The sequence below is a fragment of the Mycolicibacterium insubricum genome (genome assembly GCF_010731615.1).
GTDB classification, from domain to species: Bacteria; Actinomycetota; Actinomycetes; order Mycobacteriales; family Mycobacteriaceae; genus Mycobacterium; species Mycobacterium insubricum.
This window is the reverse complement of record NZ_AP022618.1, coordinates 4000738-4022256: the sequence shown is the minus strand read 5'-3', so window position 1 is coordinate 4022256 and position 21519 is coordinate 4000738. Positions and strand designations below refer to the sequence as shown.

Sequence of the window (21519 nt, the reverse complement as noted above, 5' to 3'; positions counted from 1 at the left end):
TAAAGGGGGATACGGGGTGGAATCAGGGGGAGAATTCCAACCGTTGACGCGGGGACAGCTGGACATCTGGCTGTCGCAGCAGACCGGTTTGGTAGGCACTGAATGGCAGCTTGGCCTGCTCGGCAAGATCGACGGCCCAGTTAAGCACGATCTGCTCGAACTGGCGATTCGGCAGGCATTGAGCGACGCCGAACCTGGCCGGGCCGTATTTTTCGAATCCGGGGGCGAGGTCCGTCAAAAGGCATTCGACTATGCTGATTTGAAGCTGGACCTGCACGATCTAACTGGATCGGAAGATCCAGCGCGTGATGTTCGCGAATTGGCGGCCTCAATTCAATCCGTGCCGATGTCATTGTCGGGACCGTTGATTAAATTCGCGCTGTTTCAAACGCAGCCCGACGAATTTTATCTATTTGGCCTGGGGCATCATATGGCGGTAGACGGACTCAGCATGGCCTTGGTGAGCCGTCGGATCGCATCTGTTTACACCGCCCTCGCATTAGGCAAGCCTATCCCAACAAGTGCTTTCGGATCATTGCGAGACGTTGTCGATGCCGAGGCGGAATACGAAGCATCGGACGATTATCAAGAGGATCGGGCGTACTGGAGCGCCAATCTTCCTCCGGACAGCGGGTTGGACGCCCGGCTGTCCGGCTCCGCGGGCAGCCGGGATGCGTACTCGTCCTCTGCCACCGCGCAACTGGACTCCGTTGTAATCAAGAAGATCGGTGAGCTGAACAAGAGTCTGCGAGTCCGGCGCTACTCGGTGATCACCGCGGCGTGTGCGCTATTGGTGCGGGCCTGGTCAGCTAACACTTCCGAAGTCGCCCTCGACTTCCCGGTCAGCAGGCGGGTGCGTCAGGAAACCAAGACGCTGCCCGGCATGTTCGCCGGAGTTGTGCCATTGGTACTGAAGACGCCACCGGACTGCACGGTGGCCGAACTGTGCCGACACGTCGATGCTCGGATCCGGGAACTGCTCCAGCACCAGCGGTTTCCCGTACACACGCTAGAAAGTGCACAGGGCGGTCATTCCGGATTCTCGCATGTCACCAATCGGGTCGCAGTCAACTTCATCCCGGGCAGACTCACCCTGGATCTGGCCGGCACACCTGTTACCGCTAGTTACACCAACCACGGGCCGTTGGGACATTTCGGTCTCTTCTTCCTCGGCTCCGGCGACGAGCTGATTCTCAGCACCGCGGGTGCGGGCCAACCATTCGCCGACTTCGAGGTGGCGGACCTCGCAGACCGGTTGCAGCACATCGTGCGGGCGATGGCAGACGACCCGGACCGCTCGCTGTCGTCGTTTGACACCTTACGCGGGGGTGAGTGCGAGCAGCTGGAGTCATGGGGTAATCGGGCGGTGTTGGGCACCCCGGTTTCTTCTAGTGGGGTGTCGATTTCGGGGTTGTTTGCCCGTCAGGTTGTGGCGGGTCCGGATGCGGTGGCGTTGCGTTTTGACGGTGTGTCGGTGTCGTATCGGGGCCTTGATGAGGCGTCGAATCGGTTGGCGCATGTGCTGATTGCTCGTGGTGCTGGTCCGGGTGCGCGGGTGGGGTTGTTGTTGCCGCGTTCGGCTGATGCGATCACTGCGATTCTGGCTGTTTTGAAGACCGGTGCGGCGTATGTGCCTGTTGATCCGGGGCACCCGGATGAGCGGGTCGGGTTTGTGTTTGGTGATGCGGGTCCGGTGGCGGTGGTGACTACTGCTGGGTTGCGGGATCGGGTCGCTGGGTTCGATGTGCCGATCATCGATATCGAGGACCCGGTTATCGCCGAGCAACCGGTGACTCCGGTTGAGGGTGGTCCGGTTGTCGATGATGTGGCGTATCTGATTTACACGTCGGGGACTACGGGTAAACCTAAGGGTTGTGCGATTACTCATCGCAGTGTGGTGGAGTTGCTTGGTCCGCTGCAGGCGGAGTTGGGTTCGGGGTCGGGGCAGGTGTGGTCGCAGTGCCATTCGCTGGCGTTTGACTTTTCGGTGTGGGAGATCTGGGGTGCGTTGTTGTGCGGGGGCCAGGTCGTGGTGGCCCCTGACGAGGTGGTTCGTGCTCCTGAGGATCTGTACTCGTTGTTGGTGGCTGAGCGGGTCAATGTTTTGAGCCAGACGCCGTCGGCGTTTTATGCGTTGCAGGCGGTGGATGCTGCCCATCCCGAGAGGGGGACGCAGTTGGCGTTGGAGGCGGTGGTCTTCGGTGGGGAGGCGCTGGATCCACAGAAATTGGGTGGCTGGATGCAGCGTCATCCGGAATCGCCGCGGCTGATCAACATGTATGGCATCACCGAGACGACGGTGCATGTCACTTTCCGGGAGGTGGTGGCTGCTGATACCGACAGTGTGGTTAGCCCGGTCGGTGTTCCGCTGACTCACTTGAGTGCGTTTGTGTTGGATGGTTGGTTGCGTCCGGTGCCGGTGGGTGTGGTTGGTGAGTTGTATGTGGCTGGTGCTGGTGTTGGTGTGGGTTATGTGGGTCGTTCGGGGTTGACGGGGTCGCGGTTTGTGGCGTGCCCGTTTGGTGGTGAGGGTGTTGGGTCTGGGTTGCGGATGTATCGGACGGGGGATTTGGTTCGGTGGAATGCGGCCGGTGAGTTGGAGTATGTGGGGCGTGCCGATGAGCAGGTGAAGGTTCGTGGGTATCGGATTGAGTTGGGGGAGATTGAGGCTGCGCTGTCGGCTTGTGATGGGGTTGATCAGGTTGCGGTGATTGTTCGGGAGGATCGGCCGGGGGATAAGCGCTTGGTGGGTTATGTGACTGAGTCGGCTGCGGGTGTGGTGGATCCGGTTGGTGTGCGTGCGGCGCTTGGGCAGCGGTTGCCGGGTTATATGGTGCCTTCTGCTGTTGTGGTTTTGGATGTTTTGCCGTTGACGGTGAATGGGAAGTTGGATAAGCGGGCGTTGCCGGCGCCGGATTATGGTGGGGGGCTGGGGTATCGGGGGCCGTCGTCGGCGACTGAGGAGTTGTTGGCTGGGATTTTCGCTCAGGTTTTGGGTGTGGAGCGCGTTGGTGTGGATGACTCGTTCTTCGACCTGGGTGGGGATTCGTTGTCGGCGATGCGTGTTGCGGCGGCGGTGAGTGCTGCTTTTGATACTCAGCTTGCGGTGCGGACGTTGTTTGAGGCGCCGTCGGTGGCGTTGTTGGCGCCGCGTATTGGTGTGGGTTCGGGTGGGCGTCCGGCGTTGATGGCTGTTGAGCGTCCGGATGTGGTGCCGTTGTCGTTTGCCCAGCAGCGGTTGTGGTTTGTGGGGCAGTTGCAGGGGCCGTCTGCGGTTTACAACATGCCGGTGGTGTTGCGGCTCTCGGGTGGTTTGGATACTGCGGCGTTGGGGTTGGCGCTTGGTGATGTGGTTGCTCGTCATGAGAGTGTGCGCACGGTGTTCCCGATGGTCGATGGGGTGCCGCGTCAGGTGGTGCTTTCGCCGGAGGATGTTGATTTCGGTTGGCGGGTTGTTGATGCCTCGGGGTGGTCGCAGGAGCGTCTTGGTGAGGTGATTGCCGATATCGTGGGGTATCGGTTTGATGTCGCTGCTGAGGTTCCGTTGCGGGCGCAGGTTTTTGATGTCGGTGATGGTGAGTTTGTGTTGGCGGCGGTGTTGCATCACATTGCCGGTGATGGGTCTTCGATTGCGCCGTTGGTGCGTGATCTGGGTGTGGCATATGCGGCGCGCAGTGCTGGGCAGGCGCCGGGGTGGGCTCCGTTGGGGGTGCAGTATGCCGATTACACGTTGTGGCAGCGCCACTGGTTGGGGTCTGAATCTGATCCTGGCAGTGTGATTTCTCGTCAGTTGGGGTATTGGCGTCAGGCGTTGGCGGGTTGCCGGAGCGGTTGGAGTTACGGATCGGCCGTATCCGGCGGTTGCTGATTATCGGGGTGCCAGTGTTGCGGTGGAGTGGTAAGCGGCGTTGCAGGAGCAGATCGCTCGGGTGGCGCGTGAGCGTGGTGTGACCAGTTTTATGGTGGTTCAGGCCGGGTTGTCGGTGTTGTTGGCGAAGTTGGCCGGGACCACGGATGTGGCTGTGGGTGTGGCTATTGCGGGTCGCCAGGATCCGGCGCTGGAGGAGTTGATCGGGTTTTTCGTCAACACGTTGGTGTTGCGAGTTGATTTGTCCGGTGATCCGGATGTGGCCGAGGTGCTGGATCGGGTCCGGGCTCGCAGCCTGGAGGCCTTTGAGCATCAGGACGTGCCGTTTGAGGCCGTCGTTGAGGACCTGAATCCAGTCCGCAGCCTGGCTCATCACCCCCTAGTGCAGGTGATGTTGGCCTGGCAGCGTGGTGGGGATCTGCCGGCTGCAGGTCTGGCGTTGGGGGATGTGGGTATCGAGCCGTTGACGGCTGAGACTCATTCTGCGCGTGCTGATCTGACCTTCTCGTTGGAGGAGAACTGGAGCGCCTCGGGCGCTCCGGTGGGACTTTTCGGGTCGGTGGAGTTCCGCACGGATGTGTTCGACCGAACGACCGTTGAAACGCTGATCGACCGCCTACGGCGGGTTTTGGAGGAGATGACCGCCGATACTGCGGTGGCGGTTTCGGCGATCGATGTCCTCGATGACGTTGAGTACTCGTGGCTCGACGAGGTCGGTAATCGGGCGGTGTTGGGCACCCCGGTTTCTTCTAGTGGGGTGTCGATTCCGGGGTTGTTTGCCCGTCAGGTTGTGGCGGGTCCGGATGCGGTGGCGTTGCGTTTTGACGGTGTGTCGGTGTCGTATCGGGGCCTTGATGAGGCGTCGAATCGGTTGGCGCATGTGCTGATTGCTCGTGGTGCTGGTCCGGGTGCGCGGGTGGGGTTGTTGTTGCCGCGTTCGGCTGATGCGATCACTGCGATTCTGGCTGTTTTGAAGACCGGTGCGGCGTATGTGCCTGTTGATCCGGGGCACCCGGATGAGCGGGTCGGGTTTGTGTTTGGTGATGCGGGTCCGGTGGCGGTGGTGACTACTGCTGGGTTGCGGGATCGGGTCGCTGGGTTCGATGTGCCGATCATCGATATCGAGGACCCGGTTATCGCCGAGCAACCGGTGACTCCGGTTGAGGGTGGTCCGGTTGTCGATGATGTGGCGTATCTGATTTACACGTCGGGGACTACGGGTAAACCTAAGGGTTGTGCGATTACTCATCGCAGTGTGGTGGAGTTGCTTGGTCCGCTGCAGGCGGAGTTGGGTTCGGGGTCGGGGCAGGTGTGGTCGCAGTGCCATTCGCTGGCGTTTGACTTTTCGGTGTGGGAGATCTGGGGTGCGTTGTTGTGCGGGGGCCAGGTCGTGGTGGCCCCTGACGAGGTGGTTCGTGCTCCTGAGGATCTGTACTCGTTGTTGGTGGCTGAGCGGGTCAATGTTTTGAGCCAGACGCCGTCGGCGTTTTATGCGTTGCAGGCGGTGGATGCTGCCCATCCCGAGAGGGGGACGCAGTTGGCGTTGGAGGCGGTGGTCTTCGGTGGGGAGGCGCTGGATCCACAGAAATTGGGTGGCTGGATGCAGCGTCATCCGGAATCGCCGCGGCTGATCAACATGTATGGCATCACCGAGACGACGGTGCATGTCACTTTCCGGGAGGTGGTGGCTGCTGATACCGACAGTGTGGTTAGCCCGGTCGGTGTTCCGCTGACTCACTTGAGTGCGTTTGTGTTGGATGGTTGGTTGCGTCCGGTGCCGGTGGGTGTGGTTGGTGAGTTGTATGTGGCTGGTGCTGGTGTTGGTGTGGGTTATGTGGGTCGTTCGGGGTTGACGGGGTCGCGGTTTGTGGCGTGCCCGTTTGGTGGTGAGGGTGTTGGGTCTGGGTTGCGGATGTATCGGACGGGGGATTTGGTTCGGTGGAATGCGGCCGGTGAGTTGGAGTATGTGGGGCGTGCCGATGAGCAGGTGAAGGTTCGTGGGTATCGGATTGAGTTGGGGGGAGATTGAGGCTGCGCTGTCGGCTTGTGATGGGGTTGATCAGGTTGCGGTGATTGTTCGGGAGGATCGGCCCGGGGATAAGCGCCTGGTGGGTTATGTGACTGAGTCGGCCCCGGGTGTGGTGGATCCGGTTGGTGTTCGGTCGGTGTTGGGTGAGCGGTTGCCCGGTTATATGGTGCCTTCTGCTGTTGTGGTGCTTGATGTTTTGCCGTTGACGGTGAATGGGAAGTTGGATAAGCGGGCGTTGCCGGCGCCGGATTATGGTGGGTCTCTGGGGTATCGGGGGCCGTCGTCGGCGACTGAGGAGTTGTTGGCTGGGATTTTCGCTCAGGTTTTGGGTGTGGAGCGCGTCGGTGTGGATGACTCGTTCTTCGACCTGGGTGGGGACAGTATCTTGTCGATGCAGATGGTGTCTCGTGCGCGTTCCGCGGGTGTGGTGTTTCGGCCCCGTGATGTGTTTGTGGAGCAGACGGTGGCGCGGTTGGCGCTGGTGGCCACTGTTGGTGGCTCCGGTGGTGTGGATGATGGTGGTTTGGGATCGGTGGTTGCGACGCCGATCATTCGGTGGTTCAACGATGTTGAGGGTTCGTCGCGGGAGTTCAATCAGGCTTTGGTGATTGAGGCTCCGGCTGGGGTGGGTGAGGCCGATGTGGTGTCGGTGTTGCAGGCTTTGATTGATCATCACCCGATGTTGCGGGCCCGTGTTGTCGACGGTGAGAACGCCACCGAGGGCGGTGCTGGGTCGTTGTGGGTTCCCGAGGCGGGTGCTGTTGATGCCCGGGAGTGCGTGAGCACGGTCGAGGTGTTGTCTGATGAGGCTGTGGTTGGGGCTCGGTCCCGGTTGAACCCGGGCGCCGGGGTGATGGTGTCGGGGGTGTGGGCTACTGCTACGCGGCAGTTGGTGCTGATGATCCATCACCTGGTGGTTGATGGGGTGTCGTGGCGGATCCTGCTTGAGGATCTCAATATTGCGTGGGTGCAGCACGGCAACGGTGAGCCGGTGGTGTTGCCGGCGGTGGGGACGTCGTTCGCTCGCTGGTCGGAATTGCTTGCAGAGTATGCGGAATCCGATGCGGTGGTCGGGCAGGTTGAGCGGTGGCGTCGTGTTGCCGCGGTGCCGGTGGCGTTGCCGGCAGTCGATCCTGATCGTGACACGTTTGTCAGCGAGGGCCGGTTGTCGGTGTCGCTGGATGCCGAGACGACCCGGCAGGTGCTGACGGTGGTCCCGGCGGCTTTCCACGCCGGGGTTCAGGACATTTTGTTGATCGCGTTCGGGTTGGCGTGCCGGGAGTTTTTGGCCGGTCATGTCGGGCCGGTGGGCATTGATGTCGAGGGTCACGGACGCAACGAGGAACTGTTCGCCGGTGTGGACCTGTCCCGCACGGTGGGGTGGTTCACCACGAAGTATCCGGTGGCGTTGGATGTCGATGCGGTTGCCTGGGATCGGGTGGTCGCCGGTGATCTGGTGTTGGGGTCGATCGTCAAGGGACTCAAGGAACAGTTGCGTGGGTTGCCCGATGGGTTGACCTATGGGTTGGCTCGTTACCTGAATGCTGATGTTGATCTTTGCGGTCCTGATCCGGTGATCGGGTTCAACTATCTGGGCCGCCTCGGCGGCGGTGAAGTGGCCGATGGTCTGTGGGATATCGATCCGCAGAGTTTTGCGATTGCGGAGACGGCTGCGGCGATTCCGATGTCGTTGGCACATACCGTGGAACTCAATGCCGGAACGTTGGAGACCGAGGCCGGTCCGCGCCTGCAGGCGAACTGGTCCTGGGCGCCCTCGGCGCTCACCGGGGATCAGGTCGGCAGACTGTCGCAGCTGTGGTTCGAGGCGTTGACCGGTATCTGCGGCCTGGTTCGTCGTGGCGGTGGCGGGTTGACCGCGTCGGACATCGCTCCGGCGCAGCTGACCCAGTCTCAGATCGATGATCTGGACCGTCGCTACGGTGTGGCCGATATTCTGCCGTTGACTCCGCTGCAACAGGGACTGCTGTTCCACACGGTCCTCACCGATGGTGCCGAGGGTGGGCTTGAGGACCTGTACTCGGTGCAGCTGGATGTCGGTTTTGCCGGGAACCTCGACACCGGACGCCTTCGCGATGCCGTGCAAGCGGTGATCGCCCGGCACCCGAACTTGGCGGCTCGGTTCATCGATGAGTACGACCAGCCCGTACAGGTCATTCCTGCTGACCCTGAAATCGTTTGGCAGGACATGGATATCGATGCCGGGACGGACTCCGAGGTGGAGGATCAGGTCCAGCGGATCTGCGTTGCCGAGAGGGTTGCGGTCTGTGATCTTGGTGGCCCGGCGTTGTTCCGGGTCGCTTTGCTGACCATTCCCGGTGACCGGTACCGGTTCATCATGACCAACCACCACATCCTGATGGATGGCTGGTCACTACCGGTGTTGATGCAGGAGATCTTCGCGGTCTACTTCGGTCACCCGCTGCCGCCCCCGGTGCCGTACCGACGGTTTGTGACTTGGCTGGCTGAGCAGGACCATGAGGGCGCGCGGGATGCATGGCGCTCGGTGCTCGATGGGTTCGAAACTCCGACCTTGGTCGCCTCGTCGAGAAAGATGGGTGTGGGCCCGCGTGGGGTGGAGCATTTCCAGGTCTCGGCCGAGACCACCCAGGCGGTCACCGAGTTGGCGCGCACCCATCACACCACCGTGAGTACGGTGCTGCAGGCCGCGTGGTCACAGATCCTGATGGGTTTGACCGGGCAGCGCGACGTCGCGTTCGGGACCGTGGTCTCGGGTCGACCGACGGATCTACCCGGTGCCGATGTGATCGTCGGTTTGATGATCAACACGGTGCCCGCCCGGGCCACCGTCGATACCGACACCACCGTCGCGGGTCTGCTCGAGCAACTACAGGCCACCCGCAACGACACCCTGGAGCATCAGTACCTGGCGCTGACTGACGTCCATCGCGCCACCGGCCACGATGAACTGTTCGACACGCTGTTCGTCTACGAGAACTATCCCCTGGACCCCGGCGCCTTCACTGGCGCCACCACCGACCTCACCGTCACCGGATTCAATATTCGGGAGCGTAATCACTATCCGTTGACCCTGGCCGTCCTACCCGGAACACAACTCGGCCTCCGATTCGAATACGACACCACCCAATTCACTACGAAGACGATCACGCGACTCGCACAACGATTCCAGCGGGCGTTGGGCATTTTGAGCACCAAGCAGGGGGAGAACAATGAGCACTGATTCGGACCAGCGCCTGCTGGCGTTGGATCTGCTGGGAGACGACGAATTCGACGAGCTGTATGACTGGGGCAACCGGGATGTGTTGTTCGACGGGGTTGTCTCCGGTGCTGAAGCTGGGGTGTCGATTCCGGAGTTGTTTGCACGCCAGGTGGCAGTGATCCCGGATGTGGTGGCGTTGCGCTACAACGGTGCGTCGGTGTCGTATCGGGAGTTGGATGAGGCCTCGAACCGGTTGGCTTATGTTCTTGTGAGCCGTGGTGCTGGTCCGGGTGCGCGGGTGGGGTTGTTGCTGCCCCGCACAGCCGACGGTGTGATTGCCATACTGGCGGTGCTCAAGACCGGGGCTGCCTATGTGCCGGTGGATCCCGCGCACCCGGATGAGCGGGTGGCCTTCGTCTTCGACGACGCCGAACCCATCGCCGTGATCACCACCGCCGACCAGAGGGACCGGCTGGCCGGAAGAAACGTCGAGATCATCGACATCGACGACCAGGCAGTCGCACAGGCGCCTGCGACCCCGCTGAAAAATGGACCGGCTCAGGACGATATTGCCCACATTATTTACACCTCGGGTACCACGGGCAAGCCCAAGGGCTGTGCTGTTACGCACCACAATGTGACCCGGCTGCTCGAGGGCCTCGATTCGGGTCTTCCGCGGCCCGGGGTGTGGGCGCTGTGCCACTCGTTGGCATTCGACTGGTCGGTTGCTGAAATCTGGGGTGCCCTGCTGCACGGTGGGCGTTTGGTGGTGGTGCCCGAGGAGGTGACCACTTCCCCGGAGGAGTTCCACGCGCTGTTGGTGGCGGAGAAGGTCACTGGACTCAACCAGACGCCGTCGGCAGTGGGGGCATTGTCCCCGGAGGGCTTGGAGTCGATGGCGTTGGTAGTCGGCGCCGAGGCGTGCCCGCCGGAACTGGTTGACCGATGGGCGACACCGGGCCGGGTGATGCTCAATGTCTACGGACCGACCGAAGCAACCATCTACAGCACCCTGAGTGCGCCGTTGTCTGCGGGGTCGGCCACGGTGCCGATCGGTACGGCGCTGCCTGGGTCGGCGTTGTTTGTGTTGGATGGTTGGTTGCGTCCGGTGCCGGTGGGTGTGGTTGGTGAGTTGTATGTGGCTGGTGCTGGTGTTGGTGTGGGTTATGTGGGTCGTTCGGGGTTGACGGGGTCGCGGTTTGTGGCGTGCCCGTTTGGTGGTGAGGGTGTTGCTTCTGGTTTGCGGATGTATCGGACGGGGGATTTGGTTCGGTGGAATGCGGCCGGTGAGTTGGAGTATGTGGGGCGTGCCGATGAGCAGGTGAAGGTTCGTGGGTATCGGATTGAGTTGGGGGAGATTGAGGCTGCGCTGTCGGCTTGTGATGGGGTTGATCAGGTTGCGGTGATTGTTCGGGAGGATCGGCCCGGGGATAAGCGCCTGGTGGGTTATGTGACTGAGTCGGCCCCGGGTGTGGTGGATCCGGTTGGTGTTCGGTCGGTGTTGGGTGAGCGGTTGCCCGGTTATATGGTGCCTTCTGCTGTTGTGGTGCTTGATGTTTTGCCGTTGACGGTGAATGGGAAGTTGGATAAGCGGGCGTTGCGCCGGATTATGGTGGGTCTCTGGGGTATCGGGGGCCGTCGTCGGCGACTGAGGAGTTGTTGGCTGGGATTTTCGCTCAGGTTTTGGGTGTGGAGCGCGTCGGTGTGGATGACTCGTTCTTCGACCTGGGTGGGGACAGTATCTTGTCGATGCAGATGGTGTCTCGTGCGCGTTCCGCGGGTGTGGTGTTTCGGCCCCGTGATGTGTTTGTGGAGCAGACGGTGGCGCGGTTGGCGCTGGTGGCCACTGTTGGTGGCTCCGGTGGTGTGGATGATGGTGGTTTGGGATCGGTGGTTGCGACGCCGATCATTCGGTGGTTCAACGATGTTGAGGGTTCGTCGCGGGAGTTCAATCAGGCTTTGGTGATTGAGGCTCCGGCTGGGGTGGGTGAGGCCGATGTGGTGTCGGTGTTGCAGGCTTTGATTGATCATCACCCGATGTTGCGGGCCCGTGTTGTCGACGGTGAGAACGCCACCGAGGGCGGTGCTGGGTCGTTGTGGGTTCCCGAGGCGGGTGCTGTTGATGCCCGGGAGTGCGTGAGCACGGTCGAGGTGTTGTCTGATGAGGCTGTGGTTGGGGCTCGGTCCCGGTTGAACCCGGGCGCCGGGGTGATGGTGTCGGGGGTGTGGGCTACTGCTACGCGGCAGTTGGTGCTGATGATCCATCACCTGGTGGTTGATGGGTGTCGTGGCGGATCCTGCTTGAGGATCTCAATATTGCGTGGGTGCAGCACGGCAACGGTGAGCCGGTGGTGTTGCCGGCGGTGGGGACGTCGTTCGCTCGCTGGTCGGAATTGCTTGCAGAGTATGCGGAATCCGATGCGGTGGTCGGGCAGGTTGAGCGGTGGCGTCGTGTTGCCGCGGTGCCGGTGGCGTTGCCGGCAGTCGATCCTGATCGTGACACGTTTGTCAGCGAGGGCCGGTTGTCGGTGTCGCTGGATGCCGAGACGACCCGGCAGGTGCTGACGGTGGTCCCGGCGGCTTTCCACGCCGGGGTTCAGGACATTTTGTTGATCGCGTTCGGGTTGGCGTGCCGGGAGTTTTTGGCCGGTCATGTCGGGCCGGTGGGCATTGATGTCGAGGGTCACGGACGCAACGAGGAACTGTTCGCCGGTGTGGACCTGTCCCGCACGGTGGGGTGGTTCACCACGAAGTATCCGGTGGCGTTGGATGTCGATGCGGTTGCCTGGGATCGGGTGGTCGCCGGTGATCTGGTGTTGGGGTCGATCGTCAAGGGACTCAAGGAACAGTTGCGTGGGTTGCCCGATGGGTTGACCTATGGGTTGGCTCGTTACCTGAATGCTGATGTTGATCTTTGCGGTCCTGATCCGGTGATCGGGTTCAACTATCTGGGCCGCCTCGGCGGCGGTGAAGTGGCCGATGGTCTGTGGGATATCGATCCGCAGAGTTTTGCGATTGCGGAGACGGCTGCGGCGATTCCGATGTCGTTGGCACATACCGTGGAACTCAATGCCGGAACGTTGGAGACCGAGGCCGGTCCGCGCCTGCAGGCGAACTGGTCCTGGGCGCCCTCGGCGCTCACCGGGGATCAGGTCGGCAGACTGTCGCAGCTGTGGTTCGAGGCGTTGACCGGTATCTGCGGCCTGGTTCGTCGTGGCGGTGGCGGGTTGACCGCGTCGGACATCGCTCCGGCGCAGCTGACCCAGTCTCAGATCGATGATCTGGACCGTCGCTACGGTGTGGCCGATATTCTGCCGTTGACTCCGCTGCAACAGGGACTGCTGTTCCACACGGTCCTCACCGATGGTGCCGAGGGTGGGCTTGAGGACCTGTACTCGGTGCAGCTGGATGTCGGTTTTGCCGGGAACCTCGACACCGGACGCCTTCGCGATGCCGTGCAAGCGGTGATCGCCCGGCACCCGAACTTGGCGGCTCGGTTCATCGATGAGTACGACCAGCCCGTACAGGTCATTCCTGCTGACCCTGAAATCGTTTGGCAGGACATGGATATCGATGCCGGGACGGACTCCGAGGTGGAGGATCAGGTCCAGCGGATCTGCGTTGCCGAGAGGGTTGCGGTCTGTGATCTTGGTGGCCCGGCGTTGTTCCGGGTCGCTTTGCTGACCATTCCCGGTGACCGGTACCGGTTCATCATGACCAACCACCACATCCTGATGGATGGCTGGTCGCTGCCGGTGTTGATGCAGGAGATCTTCGCGGTCTACTTCGGCCATCCGCTGCCGCCCCCGGTGCCGTACCGACGGTTTGTGACTTGGCTGGCTGAGCAGGACCATGAGGGCGCGCGGGATGCATGGCGCTCGGTGCTCGATGGGTTCGAAACTCCGACCTTGGTCGCCTCGTCGAGAAAGATGGGTGTGGGCCCGCGTGGGGTGGAGCATTTCCAGGTCTCGGCCGAGACCACCCAGGCGGTCACCGAGTTGGCGCGCACCCATCACACCACCGTGAGTACGGTGCTGCAGGCCGCGTGGTCACAGATCCTGATGGGTTTGACCGGGCAGCGCGACGTCGCGTTCGGGACCGTGGTCTCGGGTCGACCGACGGATCTACCCGGTGCCGATGTGATCGTCGGTTTGATGATCAACACGGTGCCCGCCCGGGCCACCGTCGATACCGACACCACCGTCGCGGGTCTGCTCGAGCAACTACAGGCCACCCGCAACGACACCCTGGAGCATCAGTACCTGGCGCTGACTGACGTCCATCGCGCCACCGGCCACGATGAACTGTTCGACACGCTGTTCGTCTACGAGAACTATCCCCTGGACCCCGGCGCCTTCACTGGCGCCACCACCGACCTCACCGTCACCGGATTCACCGGTACCGAGTACAACCATTACCCGTTGACCCTGGCCGTCCTACCCGGACCTCAACTCGGCCTCCGATTCGAATACGACACCACCCAATTCAACGGCACAGTTGTCACGTCGCTCGCACAGCGATTGGCGCGGGTGCTGTCTGAGATGGCGGCCGACACCAGCCAGGCGTTGTCGTCAATTGACTTGCTCGATGATATTGAGTGCTCGTGGCTTGACGAGATCGGTAACCGGGATGTGCTGTTCGACGGGGTTGTCTCCGGTGCTGATGCTGGGGTGTCGATTCCGGAGTTGTTTGCACGTCAAGTGGCGGCGATCCCAGATGTGGTGGCATTGCGCTACAACGGTGCGTCGGTGTCGTATCGGGAGTTGGACGAGGCGTCGAATCGGCTCGCGAACATCCTCGCGGGACTCGGTGCGCGGCCTGGTGCGCGGGTGGGCATGTTGCTGTCGCGTACGGCCGGCGGGGTGATCGCGATCCTGGCGGTGCTCAAGACCGGCGCTGCCTATGTGCCGGTGGATCCCGCGCACCCGGATGAGCGGGTGGCCTTCGTCTTCGACGACGCCGAACCCATCGCCGTGATCACCACCGCCGACCAGAGGGACCGGCTGGCCGGAAGAAACGTCGAGATCATCGACATCGACGACCAGGCAGTCGCACAGGCGCCTGCGACCCCGCCGAAAAATGGACCGGCCGCAGACGATGTGGCGTATCTGATTTACACCTCGGGCACTACCGGCACCCCAAAAGGTGTGGCAATCGCGCATCGGAACCTTGCCCAGTTAGTTGTCGCGCTGGATCCAGGATGGCCGCGGCCCGGGGTCTGGGCAATGTGCCACTCACTGGCCTTCGACGCATCAACGTGGGAGATATTTAACGCTCTGCTGCACGGTGGGCGTTTGGTTGTGGTGCCTGAAGATGTGACCGCTTCTCCAGAAGAACTCCACGCGTTGCTGGTAACAGAGCAAGTCGACGTGCTTACGCAGACGCCGTCGGCAGCAGGGGCATTGTCCCCAGAAGGGCTCGAGTCGATCACTTTGGTGGCAGCAGCCGAAGCCTGCCCTCCGGAGCTGGTTGACCGATGGGCGACACCGGGCCGCACGATGCTGAACGCTTATGGACCGACTGAAGCGACGATTCTGGGAGCGATCAGCGCACCTCTAACTGCAGGGGCTGTATCGGCCACGGTACCGATCGGCAGCCCACCGCCGGGCGCGGCGTTGTTTGTGTTGGATGGTTGGTTGCGTCCGGTGCCGGTGGGTGTGGTTGGTGAGTTGTATGTGGCTGGTGCTGGTGTTGGTGTGGGTTATGTGGGTCGTTCGGGGTTGACGGGGTCGCGGTTTGTGGCGTGCCCGTTTGGTGGTGAGGGTGTTGGGTCTGGGTTGCGGATGTATCGGACGGGGGATTTGGTTCGGTGGAATGCGGCCGGTGAGTTGGAGTATGTGGGGCGTGCCGATGAGCAGGTGAAGGTTCGTGGGTATCGGATTGAGTTGGGGGAGATTGAGGCTGCGCTGTCGGCTTGTGATGGGGTTGATCAGGTTGCGGTGATTGTTCGGGAGGATCGGCCGGGGGATAAGCGCTTGGTGGGTTATGTGACTGAGTCGGCTGCGGGTGTGGTGGATCCGGTTGGTGTGCGTGCGGCGCTTGGGCAGCGGTTGCCGGGTTATATGGTGCCTTCTGCTGTTGTGGTTTTGGATGTTTTGCCGTTGACGGTGAATGGGAAGTTGGATAAGCGGGCGTTGCCGGCGCCGGATTATGGTGGGGGGCTGGGGTATCGGGGGCCGTCGTCGGCGACTGAGGAGTTGTTGGCTGGGATTTTCGCTCAGGTTTTGGGTGTGGAGCGCGTTGGTGTGGATGACTCGTTCTTCGACCTGGGTGGGGATTCGTTGTCGGCGATGCGTGTTGCGGCGGCGGTGAGTGCTGCTTTTGATACTCAGCTTGCGGTGCGGACGTTGTTTGAGGCGCCGTCGGTGGCGTTGTTGGCGCCGCGTATTGGTGTGGGTTCGGGTGGGCGTCCGGCGTTGATGGCTGTTGAGCGTCCGGATGTGGTGCCGTTGTCGTTTGCCCAGCAGCGGTTGTGGTTTGTGGGGCAGTTGCAGGGGCCGTCTGCGGTTTACAACATGCCGGTGGTGTTGCGGCTCTCGGGTGGTTTGGATACTGCGGCGTTGGGGTTGGCGCTTGGTGATGTGGTTGCTCGTCATGAGAGTGTGCGCACGGTGTTCCCGATGGTCGATGGGGTGCCGCGTCAGGTGGTGCTTTCGCCGGAGGATGTTGATTTCGGTTGGCGGGTTGTTGATGCCTCGGGGTGGTCGCAGGAGCGTCTTGGTGAGGTGATTGCCGATATCGTGGGGTATCGGTTTGATGTCGCTGCTGAGGTTCCGTTGCGGGCGCAGGTTTTTGATGTCGGTGATGGTGAGTTTGTGTTGGCGGCGGTGTTGCATCACATTGCCGGTGATGGGTCTTCGATTGCGCCGTTGGTGCGTGATCTGGGTGTGGCATATGCGGCGCGCAGTGCTGGGCAGGCGCCGGGGTGGGCTCCGTTGGGGGTGCAGTATGCCGATTACACGTTGTGGCAGCGCCACTGGTTGGGGTCTGAATCTGATCCTGGCAGTGTGATTTCTCGTCAGTTGGGGTATTGGCGTCAGGCGTTGGCGGGGTTGCCGGAGCGGTTGGAGTTGCCGGCGGATCGGCCGTATCCGGCGGTTGCTGATTATCGGGGTGCCAGTGTTGCGGTGGAGTGGCCGGCGGCGTTGCAGGAGCAGATCGCTCGGGTGGCGCGTGAGCGTGGTGTGACCAGTTTTATGGTGGTTCAGGCCGGGTTGTCGGTGTTGTTGGCGAAGTTGGCCGGGACCACGGATGTGGCTGTGGGTGTGGCTATTGCGGGTCGCCAGGATCCGGCGCTGGAGGAGTTGATCGGGTTTTTCGTCAACACGTTGGTGTTGCGAGTTGATTTGTCCGGTGATCCGGATGTGGCCGAGGTGCTGGATCGGGTCCGGGCTCGCAGCCTGGAGGCCTTTGAGCATCAGGACGTGCCGTTTGAGGCCGTCGTTGAGGACCTGAATCCAGTCCGCAGCCTGGCCCATCACCCCCTAGTGCAGGTGATGTTGGCCTGGCAGCGTGGTGGGGATCTGCCGGCTGCAGGTCTGGCGTTGGGGGATGTGGGTATCGAGCCGTTGACGGCTGAGACTCATTCTGCGCGTGCTGATCTGACCTTCTCGTTGGAGGAGAACTGGAGCGCCTCGGGCGCTCCGGTGGGACTTTTCGGGTCGGTGGAGTTCCGCACGGATGTGTTCGACCGAACGACCGTTGAAACGCTGATCGACCGCCTACGGCGGGTTTTGGAGGAGATGACCGCCGATACTGCGGTGGCGGTTTCGGCGATCGATGTCCTCGATGACGTTGAGTACTCGTGGCTCGACGAGGTCGGTAATCGGGCGGTGTTGGGCACCCCGGTTTCTTCTAGTGGGGTGTCGATTCCGGGGTTGTTTGCCCGTCAGGTTGTGGCGGGTCCGGATGCGGTGGCGTTGCGTTTTGACGGTGTGTCGGTGTCGTATCGGGGCCTTGATGAGGCGTCGAATCGGTTGGCGCATGTGCTGATTGCTCGTGGTGCTGGTCCGGGTGCGCGGGTGGGGTTGTTGTTGCCGCGTTCGGCTGATGCGATCACTGCGATTCTGGCTGTTTTGAAGACCGGTGCGGCGTATGTGCCTGTTGATCCGGGGCACCCGGATGAGCGGGTCGGGTTTGTGTTTGGTGATGCGGGTCCGGTGGCGGTGGTGACTACTGCTGGGTTGCGGGATCGGGTCGCTGGGTTCGATGTGCCGATCATCGATATCGAGGACCCGGTTATCGCCGAGCAACCGGTGACTCCGGTTGAGGGTGGTCCGGTTGTCGATGATGTGGCGTATCTGATTTACACGTCGGGGACTACGGGTAAACCTAAGGGTTGTGCGATTACTCATCGCAGTGTGGTGGAGTTGCTTGGTCCGCTGCAGGCGGAGTTGGGTTCGGGGTCGGGGCAGGTGTGGTCGCAGTGCCATTCGCTGGCGTTTGACTTTTCGGTGTGGGAGATCTGGGGTGCGTTGTTGTGCGGGGGCCAGGTCGTGGTGGCCCCTGACGAGGTGGTTCGTGCTCCTGAGGATCTGTACTCGTTGTTGGTGGCTGAGCGGGTCAATGTTTTGAGCCAGACGCCGTCGGCGTTTTATGCGTTGCAGGCGGTGGATGCTGCCCATCCCGAGAGGGGGACGCAGTTGGCGTTGGAGGCGGTGGTCTTCGGTGGGGAGGCGCTGGATCCACAGAAATTGGGTGGCTGGATGCAGCGTCATCCGGAATCGCCGCGGCTGATCAACATGTATGGCATCACCGAGACGACGGTGCATGTCACTTTCCGGGAGGTGGTGGCTGCTGATACCGACAGTGTGGTTAGCCCGGTCGGTGTTCCGCTGACTCACTTGAGTGCGTTTGTGTTGGATGGTTGGTTGCGTCCGGTGCCGGTGGGTGTGGTTGGTGAGTTGTATGTGGCTGGTGCTGGTGTTGGTGTGGGTTATGTGGGTCGTTCGGGGTTGACGGGGTCGCGGTTTGTGGCGTGCCCGTTTGGTGGTGAGGGTGTTGGGTCTGGGTTGCGGATGTATCGGACGGGGGATTTGGTTCGGTGGAATGCGGCCGGTGAGTTGGAGTATGTGGGGCGTGCCGATGAGCAGGTGAAGGTTCGTGGGTATCGGATTGAGTTGGGGGAGATTGAGGCTGCGCTGTCGGCTTGTGATGGGGTTGATCAGGTTGCGGTGATTGTTCGGGAGGATCGGCCCGGGGATAAGCGCCTGGTGGGTTATGTGACTGAGTCGGCCCCGGGTGTGGTGGATCCGGTTGGTGTTCGGTCGGTGTTGGGTGAGCGGTTGCCCGGTTATATGGTGCCTTCTGCTGTTGTGGTGCTTGATGTTTTGCCGTTGACGGTGAATGGGAAGTTGGATAAGCGGGCGTTGCCGGCGCCGGATTATGGCGGGTCTCTGGGGTATCGGGGGCCGTCGTCGGCGACTGAGGAGTTGTTGGCTGGGATTTTCGCTCAGGTTTTGGGTGTGGAGCGCGTCGGTGTGGATGACTCGTTCTTCGACCTGGGTGGGGATTCGTTGTCGGCGATGCGTGTTGCGGCGGCGGTGAGTGCTGCTTTTGATACTCAGCTTGCGGTGCGGACGTTGTTTGAGTCGCCGTCGGTGGCGTTGTTGGCGCCGCGTATTGGTGTGGGTTCGGGTGGGCGTCCGGCGTTGACGTCGGGGCTGCGTCCGGATGTGGTGCCGTTGTCGTATGCCCAGCAACGCCTGTGGTTCTTGAACCGCTCGGAAGGCGATATCGCCACCTACAACATGCCGGTGGTGTTGCGGCTTTCTGGTGGTTTGGATGTTGTGGCGTTGGGGTTGGCGCTCGGTGATGTGGTTGCTCGTCATGAGAGTGTGCGCACGGTGTTCCCGATGGTCGATGGGGTGCCGCGTCAGGTGGTGCTTTCGCCGGAGGATGTTGATTTCGGTTGGCGGGTTGTTGATGCCTCGGGGTGGTCGCAGGAGCGTCTTGGTGAGGTGATTGCCGATATCGTGGGGTATCGGTTTGATGTCGCTGCTGAGGTTCCGTTGCGGGCGCAGGTTTTTGATGTCGGTGATGGTGAGTTTGTGTTGGCGGCGGTGTTGCATCACATTGCCGGTGATGGGTCTTCGATTGCGCCGTTGGTGCGTGATCTGGGTGTGGCATATGCGGCGCGCAGTGCTGGGCAGGCGCCGGGGTGGGCTCCGTTGGGGGTGCAGTATGCCGATTACACGTTGTGGCAGCGCCACTGGTTGGGGTCTGAATCTGATCCTGGCAGTGTGATTTCTCGTCAGTTGGGGTATTGGCGTCAGGCGTTGGCGGGGTTGCCGGAGCGGTTGGAGTTGTTACGGATCGGCCGTATCCGGCGGTTGCTGATTATCGGGGTGCCAGTGTTGCGGTGGAGTGGCCGGCGGCGTTGCAGGAGCAGATCGCTCGGGTGGCGCGTGAGCGTGGTGTGACCAGTTTTATGGTGGTTCAGGCCGGGTTGTCGGTGTTGTTGGCGAAGTTGGCCGGGACCACGGATGTGGCTGTGGGTGTGGCTATTGCGGGTCGCCAGGATCCGGCGCTGGAGGAGTTGATCGGGTTTTTCGTCAACACGTTGGTGTTGCGAGTTGATTTGTCCGGTGATCCGGATGTGGCCGAGGTGCTGGATCGGGTCCGGGCTCGCAGCCTGGAGGCCTTTGAGCATCAGGACGTGCCGTTTGAGGCCGTCGTTGAGGACCTGAATCCAGTCCGCAGCCTGGCCCATCACCCCCTAGTGCAGGTGCTATTCGGATGGCAGAACTACGTCGGAGACTCTGATGCCTCGATGCTCCTTGGTGACGTCGAGGTGCAGCCGCTAGGTGCCGATACGAAGTCGGCCAGGGTGGACTTGTTTGTCTCGCTAAAGGAGCGTTGGGACGATACGGGCGCTCCGGTGGGACTTTTCGGGTCGGTGGAGTTCCGCACGGATGTGTTCGACCGAACGACCGTTGAAACGCTGATCGACCGCCTACGGCGGGTTTTGGAGGAGATGACCGCCGATACTGCGGTGGCGGTTTCGGCGATCGATGTCCTCGATGACGTTGAGTACTCGTGGCTCGACGAGGTCGGTAATCGGGCGGTGTTGGGCACCCCGGTTTCTTCTAGTGGAGTGTCGATTCCGGGGTTGTTTGCCCGTCAGGTTGTGGCGGGTCCGGATGCGGTGGCGTTGCGTTTTGACGGTGTGTCGGTGTCGTATCGGGACCTTGATGAGGCGTCGAATCGGTTGGCGCATGTGCTGATTGCTCGTGGTGCTGGTCCGGGTGCGCGGGTGGGGTTGTTGTTGCCGCGCTCGGCGCGGGCGATCACTGCGATCCTGGCGATTTTGAAGACCGGTGCGGCGTATGTGCCGATCGATCCGGTGGTACCGGACGCGCGGGTCGAGTTTATTCTCGGCGATTCGGATCCGACTGTGGTGGTCACTTCCTCAGAGCTGCGGGAAAGACTGTCTAACAGTCGATTTGCTGTAGTTGATGTGGCGGACTCCGCAATCACAGATTCGTCAGTGGCGCCAGTCGATGGTGACCCAGCCGCGGATGACGTCGCTTACATCATCTACACCTCGGGCACCACAGGCACCCCGAAGGGCGTGGCGATCACCCATCGCAACGTCACGCGGTTGTTCGATGGCATGGACATCGGCGTGCGCCTGGATTCCGATCAAGTGTGGGCGCAATGCTCGTCGCTGGCGTTCGACTACTCGGTGTGGGAGATCTGGGGTGCCCTGCTGCATGGTGGCCGGTTGGTGGTGGTACCCGAGGACGTCAGGCGCTCGCCTCAGGACCTCCAGGCGTTGCTCGTAAAAGAGGACGTGGGAGTCCTGAGCCAAACTCCCTCGTCGGTGGGAATGCTGACTCCGGAGGGCATAGAGGCGGCTGCTCTGATGGTTGCGGCGGAAGCATGCCCGACTGAGGTGGTTGATCGGTGGGCGCCGGGGCGAGTGATGCTCAATGGGTATGGTCCGACTGAAGCGACCGTCTTCAGCACCATCGCGCCGTTGTCGGCGGGAATGGGCACGGTGCCGATCGGTTTCCCGGTACCGGGTGCGGCGTTGTTTGTATTGGACGCGCACTTGCGTCCCGTGCCTGTTGGTGTGGTTGGTGAGTTGTATGTGGCCGGTACTGGTGTCGGCCTGGGGTATGTCGGTCGTTCGGGGTTGACAGCGTCGCGGTTTGTGCCATGCCCGTTTGGTGGTTCTGGGTTGCGGATGTATCGGACTGGGGATCTGGTTCGGTGGAACCCGGATGGACAGTTGGAGTATGCGGGCCGGGCCGATGAGCAGGTGAAGGTTCGTGGGTATCGAATCGAGTTGGGGGAGATCCAGGCGGCGCTGATGGCTCATCCGCGGGTAGGCCAGGCAGCCGTAGTCACCCACGCTTCTACCGCTGAAGACGGCTCAGGTATCGGCGATCAGCAGCTGGTCGGTTATGTGGCCCTGGA

General features: G+C 61.8%; 1 pseudogene. It reads left to right on the top strand.

Annotated elements, in window-relative coordinates:
- Positions 1-16: 16 nt before the first annotated feature.
- Positions 17-21511: pseudogene (locus tag G6N16_RS21880) on the top strand (amino acid adenylation domain-containing protein); the annotation flags it as partial.
- Positions 21512-21519 lie beyond the last annotated feature (8 nt).